At 73.2% G+C, this 13,207-nt stretch carries 12 protein-coding genes; 2 read left to right on the top strand and 10 right to left on the bottom strand.

Annotated elements, in window-relative coordinates:
* Positions 1-79 precede the first annotated feature (79 nt).
* The 3 genes from AC3EVP_RS08350 to AC3EVP_RS08340 all read right to left on the bottom strand — a co-directional run bounded on the left by AC3EVP_RS08350 (position 80) and on the right by AC3EVP_RS08340 (position 2,489).
* Entirely contained in the window at positions 80-280 is a 201-nt protein-coding gene (locus tag AC3EVP_RS08350; protein ID WP_435127690.1) for a hypothetical protein, read from the bottom strand.
* Between the two features lie 123 nt (positions 281-403).
* Complete coding sequence (locus tag AC3EVP_RS08345; protein ID WP_435127688.1) at positions 404-970, bottom strand: hypothetical protein; 567 nt, start codon at positions 968-970, stop codon at positions 404-406.
* 247 nt (positions 971-1,217) lie between these two features.
* Positions 1,218-2,489 carry a chitinase gene (locus AC3EVP_RS08340; RefSeq protein WP_435127686.1) on the bottom strand — a complete coding sequence of 424 codons (1,272 nt, stop codon included), beginning with the start codon at positions 2,487-2,489 and terminating at the stop codon, positions 1,218-1,220.
* 283 nt (positions 2,490-2,772) lie between these two features.
* Here AC3EVP_RS08340 and AC3EVP_RS08335 point away from each other — a divergent pair, with 283 nt between their 5' ends.
* Positions 2,773-4,038 carry a metallophosphoesterase gene (locus AC3EVP_RS08335; protein WP_435127684.1) on the top strand — a complete coding sequence of 422 codons (1,266 nt, stop codon included), beginning with the start codon at positions 2,773-2,775 and terminating at the stop codon, positions 4,036-4,038.
* Between the two features lie 88 nt (positions 4,039-4,126).
* On the opposite strand, the gene AC3EVP_RS08330 is transcribed toward AC3EVP_RS08335, so the two are convergent.
* The 7 genes from AC3EVP_RS08330 to AC3EVP_RS08300 form a co-directional block, all read right to left on the bottom strand.
* A complete protein-coding gene (locus tag AC3EVP_RS08330) occupies positions 4,127-4,717 on the bottom strand; it encodes a snapalysin family zinc-dependent metalloprotease (RefSeq protein ID WP_435127682.1) in 591 nt (196 codons plus the stop codon).
* A 268-nt stretch (positions 4,718-4,985) separates the two neighbouring features.
* The gene (locus tag AC3EVP_RS08325; RefSeq protein ID WP_435127680.1) at positions 4,986-6,392 is read right to left on the bottom strand and encodes an MFS transporter; all 1,407 of its coding nucleotides are present in this window, start codon (positions 6,390-6,392) and stop codon (positions 4,986-4,988) included.
* Between the two features lie 114 nt (positions 6,393-6,506).
* Complete coding sequence (locus AC3EVP_RS08320; protein WP_335971362.1) at positions 6,507-7,325, bottom strand: class I SAM-dependent DNA methyltransferase; 819 nt, start codon at positions 7,323-7,325, stop codon at positions 6,507-6,509.
* Between the two features lie 79 nt (positions 7,326-7,404).
* A complete protein-coding gene (locus tag AC3EVP_RS08315; RefSeq protein WP_435127677.1) occupies positions 7,405-8,574 on the bottom strand; it encodes a glycosyltransferase in 1,170 nt (389 codons plus the stop codon).
* Positions 8,571-9,863 (bottom strand): radical SAM protein, encoded by a 1,293-nt coding sequence (locus AC3EVP_RS08310; RefSeq protein WP_435127675.1) that lies wholly within the window; start codon positions 9,861-9,863, stop codon positions 8,571-8,573. The genes AC3EVP_RS08315 and AC3EVP_RS08310 overlap by 4 nt, the downstream gene beginning before the upstream one ends.
* A 185-nt stretch (positions 9,864-10,048) precedes the next feature.
* Positions 10,049-10,213, bottom strand: a complete 165-nt coding sequence (locus AC3EVP_RS08305) for a hypothetical protein (protein ID WP_335971369.1) — start codon at positions 10,211-10,213, stop codon at positions 10,049-10,051.
* 364 nt (positions 10,214-10,577) lie between these two features.
* Complete coding sequence (locus AC3EVP_RS08300; RefSeq protein WP_435127673.1) at positions 10,578-10,718, bottom strand: hypothetical protein; 141 nt, start codon at positions 10,716-10,718, stop codon at positions 10,578-10,580.
* A gap of 419 nt (positions 10,719-11,137) precedes the next feature.
* Between AC3EVP_RS08300 and AC3EVP_RS08295 the strand changes: the two genes are divergently transcribed.
* Positions 11,138-13,168: an ATP-binding cassette domain-containing protein gene (locus tag AC3EVP_RS08295; protein WP_435127671.1), complete on the top strand. Its 2,031-nt coding sequence runs from the start codon at positions 11,138-11,140 to the stop codon at positions 13,166-13,168.
* Positions 13,169-13,207: the final 39 nt, after the last annotated feature.

Here is a 13,207-nt window from a genome sequence, read left to right as displayed (position 1 = left end):
AGCCGCCGGTACGACGGTGGCGACCGTACCCGGGCCCCGGGAGGCGGGTCCGCCGTCCGCCCCCGGGGCCCGACAGGGTTCAGCGGCGCGGGATCAGGTGAAAGGCCGTCAGGCAGACGTACCACGTCCCCAGGCACTGGGCGGTTGCCCTGCGGATGCGGGCGGCGAGGCGCCCGGTGGGCTTGGGGGCGGTGAACCGGACGTGCCCGATGCTCAGTTCGATGTAGGCGCGGCGCCCCTTGCGCTGTGCCTGAGCGCGGGAGTTCTTCTTGGGAGGCATGTCTTCTCCTGTCCGTTCGTTGACGGACAGGACTGTCGAGCATGCGGGGGCAAGCGGCGCAACCCCGGTCCGACCTGCTGTTCGGCTGCGCTTACCCCGCAGGGGACGGAGCCCGCCCCGGCGTCAGGCCGTGCGGGGGAGGCGGAGGGCTGAGACGAGGAAGAAGACGCCGCCGAGGAAGGCGTAGCCCGCGAGGGTGTGCAGGGAGGCGCCGCTCTTGGCGGCCTGGGCGATGAACGAGGCGCCGGCGAGGGTGGAGATGGTGCCGCTGGCGATCATGGCCCACTGGCCGCCGAGGTGGCGGCGGGCGACGGCGACGCCGAGCTGGACGAGGCCCGCGGTGATGGCCCAGGCGCCCCAGACGCGCAGGGCTGCGGGGATACCGGAGGTGGCGGCAGCGGCGAGGCCGATGGCGGTGAGGGTACTGAGCACGGCGTTCGCGTAGAGGCCGCGCAGCGGCTGGCCGTTGCCGCGGGCGGAGCTGAGGTCGACGACCGCGCAGGCGACGTCGAACAACGGGTAGATCACCAGCAGGGTGGCCGCGGGCGCCCCGAGCTTGCCGGAGGTCGTGAACAGCAGGGCCGCCCAGACCGCGGCGAACGCGAAGCGCACGAAGTACAGCTTCCGCAGGGCCACGGCAACGGTGGTGGGGATGGCAGCGGGGGCGGGGGTCGCGGTGAGGGTGTCCACGGAAGTGCCTTTCAGCGGAAGCGGTTCGGTGCCGGGCTTCGACCGGACGCCTCACGGGAGAGAACGTTCGGTCTCCCCACTATGAAAGGCGGAGCCGCGGCCCTTGTCAAGACCGAACGTTCTCCCTACCAAGCCGCGCGCCCCCTCCCGCCAAGAAGGAACCGCCGCTTACGGGTCCGGGAAAGGTCCCGACGTGCGTCCGGCCCGGCCCCGGGAAGGGGGCGGGCCGGACGGTGGGGGGTGTGGGTCAGCAGGCGCCCTCGTCCTGCCAGACGCCCCATTCGCCGGTGGTGCCGGGCTCTTCGCCCTGGGTCCACCACTTGGCCTGCCAGGTGTGGCCGTTCCAGGAGACGGTGTCGCCGCCGGTGTAGACGGCGCTGGAACTCCAGGAGGCGGCGGTGCAGGTGGTGCCGCCTGAGCCGCCGGTGGTCGTGGTGCCGCCCGTGGTCGTCGTACCGCCGGTCGTGGAGCCGCCGGTGGTCGTCGTACCTCCGGTCGTGGTACCGCCGGTCGTCGTGGAGCCGCCAGTGGTACTGCCGGAGCCGCCCGCGAACGGGACGAAGGTGTCGGTGAAGGCGAAGCTGTTCTGGCTGATCTCGCTGCACGTGGGCAGGGAGTTGGCGGTGCCGCTGCACGGCTGGTCGCGGTTGATCGACCAGAACGCCAGCCGCCCGACGCCGTTCTGGGCCGCGAAGCTCTCGACCGTCTGGGCGTCGGCGAGGGTGAAGGTGGAGCCGTCGTCGTTCTTGCCGATCATCGGTGTGATGCCGAGGTTGGCGTAGGTGTAGCCGGAGTCGACGGACTGCATCTGGGCGAGCGTGGCCTTGGCCGCGGCGACCGAGCCGTCGCCCATCTCGGTGCCGGTGCCCTCGTAGAAGTCCATGGTCATGATGTTGACGACGTCGATCTTGATCCCCGCGCTCTTGGCGGCCTTGAGGATGTTGACGCCGTCGGAGGTCAGCCCGCTGGTGAGGACCGGCAGCGTCACCGAGAACTGGAGGTCGGGGTTGGCCGCCTTGAGGTCCTTCATCGCCTGCATCTGCCGCGCCGCGGCGGCCGTGTCGGCGATGGCGGCGCCCTCGATGTCGAAGTCGAGGCGGTTGACGCCGTAGTCGTCGATGATCGCCTGGTAGCCCGCGTCGATCGAGCTCTGCGTGGAGCAGGTCCAGGCGAGCGGCAGCCCGCTCGCGCCGCCGGAGGAGATGATGACCGAGGCGCCCTCGGACTTCGCCTTGGCGATCAGCGGGTCGGTGTAGGAGTCGGCGCCGATGGGGAGGGTGTCGCCCCAGATCTGGTTGCAGCCGGAGCCGAGGACGAAGGCCGCGGTGTACGAGCCGAGGCCGTGGCCGGTGATGGCGGTGTCGAGCAGGCCCTCCTGGCTGTTCGACATGTCGACGTAGGGAGCCACGGAGTAGCCGGCGGTCGACGCGGCATTGCCGGCGGGGGCGAGGGCGACGGCCGCACCGGCGGTCACGAGCGTGAGCGCGGCAGCGGAGGCCGCCCATTTCGCGAAGCGCATGAAAGCCCCTCAAGCGTGAAGTGGTGGGGGGAAGGTGCATCTCGGGCCTGAGTTGGTACGTACCAAACCGCGCGCCGCACGCCACGTCAAGAGGACTAGACCAACTTTCGTCGTTTTCACGGGTGTTCGGAGGCGTCGTCACGGCCGCTCTGGGGCGCTTTCACCGGGTTTTCCAAGGGGCGCCGGGGTTATCCACAGCCGTCCGCGATCGTTCCGCCGCGGCCTGCCGGATGGATGGATGATGGGAGTTGACGGTGGGACGGCTGAGGTGAGGGGTGGCGGCATGGTGATGGAGAGCGAGTCCGTGGGGACGGCGGAGGTCGCGGGCGGGGCCGAGGAGGCACCGCCCGGACCCCGGGGGTCGCTGCGCCGGCGGCTCGGCGGCGGCGTGGTCTTCCTGGTCCTCGCCCTGCTGTTCGTCCTGCCCTGGTGGACGCTCTTCGGCTCGGGCACCGACTGGCCGCTGCCGGTGTTCGTCGTCGGCACGGTGGTCTTCGGCGCGTCCCTCGTCGCGTTCCCGTTCCTGATGGCCGCGGGTCACGGTCGGCGGCGCAGCGACCGGGCATCCCGGATCGCGGACAGCACCCTCGGTGCGGTGTGGGTGCTGTTCACCTGGTCGGTGCTGGGCGGTCTGGTGCACCTGGTGCTGATCGGGTCGGGCGCGGGCGGCGCCCACCGGGCCCGGGTCGTCGCCGTCGCGGTCGCCGCGGTCTGCGCCGTCCTGCTGGCCTGGGGACATTACGAAGCGATGCGCGTGCCCCGGGTGAAGCGGCTGGACATCCGGATACCGCGGCTCGGCGCGGGTCTGGACGGGACGCGCGTGGTGCTGCTGGCCGACACCCACTACGGGCCGATCGACCGTGAGCGCTGGTCGGTACGGGTCGCCGAGGCGGTCAACGCGCTGGAGGCGGACATCGTGGTGCACGCGGGCGACATCGCCGACGGCACCCCGGTGCAGCGGCGAGCGCAGTCCGCGCCGCTCGGCACGATCCGGGCCCGGCTCGCGAAGGTCTACGTCACGGGGAACCACGAGTACTTCAGCGAGGCCCAGGGCTGGCTGGACCGGATGGCGGAGCTGGACTGGGAGCCGCTGCACAACCGCCACGTGACGGTCGAACGGGGCGGCGACGCCCTGGTCCTGGCCGGGGTGGACGACGTGACGGCGGAGTCGTCCGGCCTCGCCGGGCACCGCGCGAACCTGGAGGACGCGCTCGCGGGCGCGGACCCCGACCGGCCGGTGCTGCTCGTCGCCCATCAGCCCAAGTACGTCGGGCAGGCGGCGGCCGCCGGGATCGACCTCCAGGTGTCCGGGCACACCCACGGCGGCCAGATATGGCCGTTCAACTTCCTCGTCCGGATCGACCAGCCGGTGGTGCACGGGCTGAGCCGGCACGGCGAGCGCACCCAGCTCTACACCAGCCGCGGTGCCGGCTTCTGGGGACCGCCGTTCCGTGTCTTCGCCCCGAGCGAGATCACTCTGCTCACCCTGCGCCCGGGGCCGGGTCCGGGGCCGGATCGAGGTCCGGGTCCCGGTCCGGACGCCGGGTAGGGCACTTGGCCGACCGAGGTCCGGGTGGCCGCGGCGGGCGGGGCGGTGCCGGGCCGCCCGCCGCGTACACCTGGTCGGTCGCGGCCGGTCAGCGGGCGGCGGCGAGGGTGGGCGCGGTCCAGACGTCGACGACGGTCTGGTGGTGGTTCGGGTGGACCGCGTCGGAGCCGTCGGCGTAGTTCTCGTCGACCTGCGCGGCCTCGGCGGCGGACGGCAGCGCGTTGGTGCAGGAGGTGCCGGGGCCGTGGCCGGACATCAACTCCGAGCAGGGGCCGCTGTAGTCGTCGGGCAGGCCGAGGATGTGCCCGGTCTCGTGGGCGGCGATGCGGGTCACGTCGTAGCCCTCGTCGACGGCTTCCTGGCCGAGCTCGACCTCGCCGCTGCCGCCGGGGAAGATCGGGCCGAGCGTGGTCTCGGGCCAGCCGCTCGTGGCGACGTAGACGTAGTCGGCCGAGCCGGCCGAGGTCGCGGGCACCAGTTGGACGTTGTGCACGGCGTCGTTCCAGTTCTGCACGCCCTGCGTGATCGCGCTCGCCCACTGGCCGGCCCGGCTGGCGTCGTAGGTCAGGGTGACGACCGAGGAGGCCGCCTTCGGCGCGGGCTGCGCCGAGGCGACACCGCAGGTCGTGCCCAGCAAGGCCGGTATCAGCACCGCCATGGCGACTGTTCGCTTGTTCATGGGACTCGTCCGCCTCCTTGGCATCAGTTGCACCAGAGAGAACAAGGGCACCATGCGGCTGACGGCTTCACAAGTAGCCGGTCGTGAGCGGTCGTTGAGGAGGGTGGAGTTGTCGCCGGGCTTGCCCGGTTTGGTGCGGGTACGGCGGTGCGGCCGTCGCCGGTCGAAGCTGTCGACCGCTCACCCGGTGGGCCGGGCTGACACGGCGACCCGGGCTGCCAGCCGCCGTACCCTCGGCCCGGCCCGGCCCTGCCCTGCCCGGCCCGCGTCAAGGCAGGGGCCGGGCGCGTCCGAGTCCGAGTGCGAGCATCGCGAACGGGCCGAGGGGGTCGTCGAGTTCGAGCGACGGCCGAGCGGCGGCGGCCGCGGGCGAACCCTGGATCGCCGGTTCGCCGTGGGCCAGCACGTCCTGCTCGGCGGGGGCCGCGACGGGTTCGGGCTCGGGCTCGGGTTCGCGGGCGGGCACGGTGCCGATCTTGCCGACTGCCGCGCGCAGCCGCGGACTCGCCGCCAGGACGATCAGCGGTACGACCATCGGTGCGGCCAGCACCACCGAGGCGGTGAGCGGCCCTTGGGCGGAGATGAGGAAGCCGGTCAGCCCGGGGCCGGCCCACGCGATGCTGATCGCGAGCAGGGTGACCGCGCCGCCCACCCGGCCCTGGAGGTGGGTCGGGGCCTCCACGCTGATCGTCAGCCCCACCAGCGAGCCGACCGACGGCAGCGAGAACACCACCAGGCCGACGGCGACCGCGCTGGTCAACTCGTCACCCGTGGACGCGCACGGCATCATCAGCAGCCACGCCACCGACGCGGCGGCCACGATCGCGGTCGGCGTCATCCGCTTCAGAATCCACCCCGCGCACAGCCCGCCCGCGATGCCGCCGACGCCCGCGGCGGTGAGGACCAGCCCGGCGGAGACCGGGTGCGCGCCGTCGTGCGACACCCCGAACGCCGCGAGCAGTTCGATGGAGCGGCCGAGCAGGTTGACGTACGCGGCGAACGCGATGAGCACCACCAGGCCGGTGCGGCGGAAGACCCAGCCGAAGCCGAGCGTCAGCTCGTTGGCGGTGTTGCGCAGCGGGTGCGTGGCGGCCGCGCTCGCGCGCGGCCGGGCGACGTGCGTGTAGGCGACCCGTGCCACCAGCGCCAGCGACAGCAGGTACGAGCAGGCGTCCGCGAAGAACGCCGTCGGTGCGCCGGCCGCGAGCAGCATGCCGCCCAGCGGCGGGCCGACCGCGATGGCGATGTTGCTGCGGACGATGTTGCGGGTGATCGCCTCGCGCCGCCGCTCCAGCGGCACCGCCTGGCGCAGCACCCCGGACTCGGCCGGCCCGAACACCGAGGAGAACAGCGCGATCGTCGCTGCGGAGCCGACCGCCACGATCGTGGTGAGGTTCCCCGTCGCCAGCGCGAGCGCCAGCAGCAGCGCGACCGCCGCCCGCGCCGCGTCGCACAGCAGCATCAGCCGCTTGCGGTGGTACGTGTCGGCGATCAGCCCGCTCGGCAGCTTCGCCAGGAGCTGGGCGATCCCGACGACGGTGGCGACCAGCGCCGCGTCCACGGCCGAGTGGGTCGCCGCGAGCACCGCCAGCGGCAGCGCGAGCGACGTCATCTCGCTGGCCACGTCGGACAGCGCCTGGCTGACCCAGATCAGGGTGAAACTGCGGTTGATCACGTCATGCCCCCGGGGTGCGAGCCGGATCGTGCGAGCGTCGGACGGCAGGTGGGACGGCGGTCGGGCAGCAGGTCGGGCAGCAAGTCGGGCGGGCCACGGGGGTGGCGGGCCGGATCAGCCGGCAGCGCGGCGCCGGGCGACGTAGAGGCCCTTGGTGTGGGCGTCCTCGTCCACCCGGTCGGACAGCGAGCCGTCCCGCTCCAGGCCGTGCGCGGCCACCAGGTCCAGGCCCGCGGCGTCCAGCGCTTCGGCGAACTCCTCGTGGCTGTGGTGCCGTTGGAGGTGCTCGACCCGCTCGCGCCGCCACACGTCGGGCTGCCCGGGTGAGGTGCGGAAGGCGTTCATGACCATGCGGAAGCGCCGCGGCTCCCCCTCGCGCGCGAGGAACCGGCCGCTCATGGTCGCGTACAGGCCGTCGTACTCGTAGACGTGCGTGGAGGTCATCAGGCCGTAGCCGCGGGCGGTGTTGGCGTCGAAGACCAGCACGCCGCCGGGCCGGGTCACCCTGCCGATGCCGGCCAGCGCCTCCCGCAGGTGCTGCGGGTCGGCGAGGTAGTTGACGATGTCGCTCATGCACAGCACGACGTCGTACGTGCCGTCCGCGGTGAACGGCAGCCGCAGGTCGTGGACATGGAAGCCGATGCCGGTGTCCGCGTACTTGGCGCGTGCGACGGCGATCATGCCGGCGCTGATGTCCACGCCCACCGGGTCGAAGCCGCGCTCGGCGAAGGCGACGGTACTGCGGCCGGTGCCGCAGCCGGCGTCCAGCAGGCGGTTGCCGGGCGGGTCGGCGCGCTTGATCAGCGTCTCCAGGATGTCGCCGAAGACGGTGTAGTCGTCGCCCTGGGAGAGCTGGTCGTAGAAGGGCGCGGTGGCGTCGTAGGCGACGGCGGCGTGGTCGGTGGGGACGGCGGCGGGGCTGCTGGCGGTCACGGGCGCTCCTCGGTCCGGCGGGACGGGGCGGGCGGGGCGAACAGGGCAGACAGGGCGGGGCGGGTCGCGGGCGGTGACGTCAACGGGCGGCCTCCTCGATCACCTGCGCGGCCGCGGCGGCGCTCTTGGCCTGGGCGAGTGCGGCCCCGAGCGCGCCGACGGCCGTACGCAGCCGGGGATCAGCAACCGCGCGGACCAACGCCTCGCTTTCTGCCGGGCGTTCGGGCAGCGGCGCCGCGACCCCGGCCCGCAGGCAGGCGGCGGCGAGCAGCCGCTGCTCACCGCCGTTGGGCCGCAGCAGCAGCGGCTTGCCGTGCAGCAGTGCGCCGAGCACCGGTGCGCTGGTGCCGTTGCCGACCACGGCCTCGGCCCGCGCCAGCAGGTCGCCCATCCGCGGCCGGCGGACCGTGATGACGTCGGAGCCGGGCGCCGGCGCGCGGTCAGGGGTGCGGGCGAGCTCCACCACGGCCTGGAGCCCGGTGCCGGTGAACGCCTCGTCGATCCACCGCCACAGGCTTTCGCCGCCGAAAGTGCGCCCCAAGTGGACGTAGACGACCGGCTTTCCCACCCGGTCGAGGTGTGCGGCGAGTGCGGCTCCCTCGCCGTCCCCGCCGCCCTCGCCGTCCCCGGCGGGCGGCTCCCACCACAGCGGGCCGACGTGCCCTACGCCCGGCGGCAGCACGGCGCCCGGACGTTCGAGGTCGGGGTGGCCGCGCAACAGGAAGGCGGCGCCGTACAACTGCCGTGTGGCGGCCGCTGGTTCGGGAATACGGAGCCCCAACTCCTCGCGCAGCGCCTGGTAGTGGCGCAAGGTCTCCGTCAGCCGCCACTCGCGGTCCTCGCTGTCGGCGTCGCCGCCCCCACCGCCCGGCGCCCCTTCCGCGTACGGCCACAGGTGGCACGCCAGGCCGAGCACCACGGCGGGCAGGTCCAGGGCCTCCGCCGCCAGGAGCGCACCCGGGCAGAGCACCGAGGTCACCACGACATCGGGCCGCAGCGCCCGCGCCGCCTCGCGCACGACGCGGTATTGCGACGCGCCGTCGCGGAACCACCGGCTCACGTCGAAGGCGTGCGGTGCGCCATCGGTCGCCGAGGGCAGCACCGCGATCCCGGCGGCGGCTGCCGCGCGCCCCGCCGCGCCCGTGGCGAAGAGCGTGACGTCATGCCCGCGCCGGTGCAGCTCCAGGGCCGCCGCCGTCGCCGGGTAGAGGAAGCCGCCGCTGCTCAGCGGGCACAGCAGGACCCTCACGAGCCGGTCACCGCCAAGGACGCGGGCGCGGGCGGCCGGGCCTCCTCCTGGGCCGTGTCCCGGACCGCCCCCTGAGTCGCCCCCTGAGCCTCCTTCTGAGCCGCTTCCTGAGTCGTCTCCTGAGCCTGAGCCGCCTTCCGCGCCGCCGCCCGGCGCATCCTGGCCCGCAGCATCTCCAGCAGCCCCACGGTCAGCGCGTCGTCGAACGCCTGGGACTGTGCGGCCGTCGTGGCGCTGACCGCGAACTCCCCGCAGCTCACCCAGCGTTCGGCCGGATAGTCGGTGTAGCCGCCCTCCACGCTGCCGACTTCGTAGCCCGCCTTGCCGATCGTCTCCCAGCAGCTGTAGAGCGTGCCGTCGGCGTTGATCACCGCGCCGGTGCTGCCGTCGCGCCGACCGCAGAAGCCGCAGTCGCTGCCGCCCGGCCAGCCGACGGTGAAGCCGAGTTCGAGCGCGTCGGCATAGGCCCGCAGCAGCACGTCGACGTCGGCCGCCGACCGCTTCATCACCGGGTCGAACATGCCGTCGTAGTTGAGGACCGGGGCGATGTCGAGGTTGCAGCGGGCCGGGTCGAGCCGCTGCGCGAGGTCCGCGACGAGCCCGCCGAGCAGCGGCAGCCCCTCGGCGGTGGTGTTCAGCCGCAGCGACAGCCGCAGGTCCGTGGCCTCCTGCACGGCCGCGCAGTTGGCGAGTACCTTGTCGAAGGTGCCGCGGCCGGCCCGGGTGAAGCGGGTGCCGTCGTGCAGTTCACGCGGCCCGTCGAGGGTGATCTGCACCGAACGCAGCCCGGCCGCCTCCAACTTGGCGGCCGTCCGGGCGGTCAGCAGGACGCCGTTGCTGACCATGGACGCGGTCAGCGGGGCCAACTGCGAGAGTCGGCCGAGCAGTTCGACGCAGCCCCAGCGGTTGAGCAGCGGCTCGCCGCCGAACAGCAGCACGAACAGCCGGCCGAGGCCCGAGGCACGCAGCCGGGGTTCGGTGAAGGCGGCGATCTTCTCGATCATCGGGCGATCGAGCACTTCGCGCGCGATGCGCGGCGGGTCGAAGCGGCCGGGCTCGGCCGCCTCGGTGTTCTGGAAGCAGTACGGGCAACCGAGGTTGCAGGCGGTCGAGGTGACCACGGTGAGGCTGTAGCGGCTGGCCGGCTTGGGCTGCTCGACGCCCTGCCGCGCCAACTCGGCGCGCCCTTCGGCCGTCAGCCGCCCGCCGTCGTGGAACCGCTTCGGCATGAGCACGGTCGAGCCGGGGCCGAGGTACCAGACGCCGGACTTTCCTTCGAGGACTCTCATCGTTCGCCGTGGGCTTCCTGTCGAGGGACGTGACGGACGGAAGATCCCGGGCCGGGTGCGCGGCCTCTCGGCGGCGCACCCGGCCCGGGCCTCACGACCTGGGAGGCAGGTCGTCACGGGACCGGTACGTCAACGGCGGCGCGTCGACGGCGGTACGGGCGCGTGAGCGCCCGCTCCCCTCGAGCTCAGGCGTTCTCCTTGTCGTACACGCCGCAGATGACGCTGTCCGACGGGAGCTTCTCCGCCGAGTGCGCCTCCACGTCGTCACCCGAGTACGCCGGAGCGAGGTCCTTGTCGTAGACGCCGCAGATGACCTCGACGCCCTCGAACTTCTCGGCCCCAGTAGCCATGAATTCCTCCAGGGAAGTAAAGGTGGTTTCGGGTGCTGAGCGCCCCCGATTTCCGAGATTAGGGCGCCCATTCAGGGGTGTCAATATCGGGTTTCCGATTTCCCCGACCGCCGCCTCGGACGTATTCCCGGAAAACGGCACGGGAAAGGAAAACTCCGTGCCGGCGGCCGTGAAGGACGGTGCGAGACTTCCACATCAGGGAGAACCGTGCAGCTCAGAGGCGTTTCGTTCGGCCACGGCGCGAGCAGCACGGGCGGTGCGGACAGTGCTGGCGGTACGGGTGACCCAGTCTCCGCGCGGCCGGTTGGACAGCGACCGTTTTCCGGTTCATTACCGGTTAATCCGCAGCCCACGGGCCGCCTTTTCACAGATGCCGTTCGATCCCGCCGACCACGTCCCCCAGATTCTTCGCGAACGCCACCGCGACCACGAAGACCCGCCCCGCCGTCCGCAGCCACCGCCCCGCCCGCGCCCATCTCCCGGGGCCGCCGGCACCCTTCACCACCGGACCCCCGCCTTGCGCTCCACCCGACACCGGGCACCCCTTCGCCGTCGAACCGGACAGGACCATCCACCCGAAATGCTCACTTCGGGCTCAGATCCTGCGAACAGAGAGCATCGTAGCCCCATTCCGAGCCTCCGCACGCCCATTCGCGCGTAGCCGCCCTCACCCGCCCCTCCGCCAACTCCCCGCCCGCGCACCGCCTTTCACCCCACTGACCTGCGCCAACCCCCTCTCTGCGCTCGCGCAGTAAGACCGCGCAGTGCGCGCGCACCACGCGCATCTACGCGACCATCGGCGGGCGGCGCACGTCACGGGCGCCGGGGCGTGCGCTGGGGGTGGGCGGGTGCGCCTGTGCGCCGGTGGGGGTTTGGGTGGGGGCCCGGCAGACTGGTGGGCCGGATCGTGGGGGGAGGGACCCGATGGTCGATCAGGTGCCCGCAGCTCGGGAGGAAGCTCAGGGGGAGGCTCCTTCTGACGTGGCGGCGCAGGAGGAGGAGAAGAAGGAGAAGGCCGAGGTCGAGGGGCCCCCGGAGGAGATGCGGTTCGAGATCTTCGGAGGACGGCTACAGAGTGCCGGGCACGCCATCACCTCGCGGGCGATGGCCCGGCGGCTGCCCCAACTGATCGGGCGTGCGCTGGGGATGGCGTGGCAGGTGGACCGCCGGGCGGTGGTCGCGCTGCTGGTGTGCCAGGTGCTCTCGGGGGTGCTGGAGGCGCTCGGCCTGCTCGCGGTGACCGGCACCGTGACGGCCGTGATCGCGTCCGGGCACATCGGGGCGCGGCTGCGCGACGCGGTGCCGTCGATCGCCCTGCTCGCCTCGGCGGCCGGGGTACGGGCGGTGCTGGGCATCACGGTGGGCGGCCTGTCCACGCGGCTGGCGCCGCGGATCGCCCGCGAGGCGGAGCTGCGGCTGCTGGACGCGGCGACCCACGCGGAGCTGACGGCCTACGACCACCCCGGCTACAACGACCGGTGGGACGCGGCCGACCGCGGGGTCGAGGTCTCGCAGGACCTGCTCAACCAGTCCCAGAACATCCTGGCCGCGACCGCGTCACTGGTCGCCGCGGCTGCCGTGCTCACCTCGGTGCACCCGCTGCTGCTGCCCCTGCTGGTGCTGGCGGCGCTGCCCCAGGCGGTCGCCGGGGTGCGAGCCGCCCGCCTGAACTACCTCGCCTCGCTGGACACCCTGAGCGACCGGCGCCTGCTCGGGCTGCTGCGCTGGCACCTGGTCGACAAGGCCAACGCCGACCAGATCCGCTCGGGCACCATGGCCGACTTCCTGCTCGGCAAGTACCGCGCCGCGGGCGCCCGGGTGGACGCCGCCACCGACCGCGCGGCATGGCAGGCGGCGCGCACCTCGCTGGCCGGCAGCCTCGTCGGCGGGCTCGCGTCGGGCGCGGTGTGGGCGGCGCTGATCGCGCTGATCGGTACCGGGCGCATCTCGGTCGCCTCGGCGGGCACCGCGACGTTCGCGCTGCGCTCGGTGGCGTCGGGGCTGCACGGCATCGTCGGCTACGGCGCGATCATCTTCCGCACCGGCATGTACCTCGACGACTGGTCCGACTTCCTCGACGAGGCCGGCGGGCACCGGGCCAGGCGCGGCAGCGTGGTGCCCACCGGTCCCGCGGTCGTCCGCGCCGAGCGCCTCGGCTACACCTACCCGGACGCCGACGCGCCGACCCTGCGGGACATCGACCTCGACGTGCGCCGGGGCGAAGTGCTCGCCCTGGTCGGCGAGAACGGCTCCGGCAAGACGACGCTGAGCAAGCTGCTCGCCGCGCTCTACCTGCCCACGACCGGGGCCGTCACCTGGGACGGGGCCGACACCCACTGCCTCGACCCGCAGGCCGCCTGGCACCGGGTCGCGATGGTGCCGCAGGACTACGCCCAGTGGCCGCTGACCGCCCGCGAGAACATCACGCTCGGCCAGCCCGTGACGGCCAGGACCGCCGGTCCCGGCGACCCCGGCCCAGATCCCAGCCCCAACCCCAACCCCGACACCGCCCCCGATCCCGATGCCGCCGTGCACACCGCCGCCCGTGCCTCCGGCGCCGACGACGTGGTGGCCGCCCTGCGCTCGGGCCTTGACACCCTGCTCGCCCGCGAGTGGTGGGGCGGCCAGGAGCTCTCCGGCGGCCAGTGGCAGCGCGTCGCCCTCGCCCGCGCCTTCCACCGCGAGGCCGGCCTACTCGTGCTCGACGAGCCGACCGCCGCACTCGACCCGCGCGCGGAGCACCGTATCTTCACCGGGCTGCGCGCGCTCGCCGCCGACCGGGCCGTCGTCCTGGTCACCCACCGGCTGACGAACGTCGCCGTGGCCGACAAGGTCGCGGTGCTCGACCGGGGGCGGATCGTGCAGTACGGCACCTTCGCCGAACTCCGCGACGCCCCCGGCCTGTTCCACGACCTGTGGACGCTCCAGAACGAGCGGACGGGCGCCATGACCTGATGCCCTGCCAGCGCGAGCCGAGTCGGCCCGAGCCAGCCG

It is taken from the genome of Actinacidiphila sp. bgisy144 (genome assembly GCF_057708105.1).
This window is presented reverse-complemented; position numbering and strand designations above follow the sequence as displayed.

What these genes read in the sequence shown, in the direction of transcription:
- AC3EVP_RS08350 (WP_435127690.1), bottom strand. Translation starts at nt 280, where the DNA reads ATGCCTCCCAAGAAGAACTCCCGCGCTCAGGCACAGCGCAAGGGGCGC.
- AC3EVP_RS08340 (WP_435127686.1), bottom strand. Translation starts at nt 2,489, where the DNA reads ATGCGCTTCGCGAAATGGGCGGCCTCCGCTGCCGCGCTCACGCTCGTG.
- AC3EVP_RS08335 (WP_435127684.1), top strand. Translation starts at nt 2,773, where the DNA reads ATGGTGATGGAGAGCGAGTCCGTGGGGACGGCGGAGGTCGCGGGCGGG.
- AC3EVP_RS08330 (WP_435127682.1), bottom strand. Translation starts at nt 4,717, where the DNA reads ATGAACAAGCGAACAGTCGCCATGGCGGTGCTGATACCGGCCTTGCTG.
- AC3EVP_RS08310 (WP_435127675.1), bottom strand. Translation starts at nt 9,863, where the DNA reads ATGAGAGTCCTCGAAGGAAAGTCCGGCGTCTGGTACCTCGGCCCCGGC.
- AC3EVP_RS08305 (WP_335971369.1), bottom strand. Translation starts at nt 10,213, where the DNA reads ATGGCTACTGGGGCCGAGAAGTTCGAGGGCGTCGAGGTCATCTGCGGC.
- AC3EVP_RS08295 (WP_435127671.1), top strand. Translation starts at nt 11,138, where the DNA reads ATGGTCGATCAGGTGCCCGCAGCTCGGGAGGAAGCTCAGGGGGAGGCT.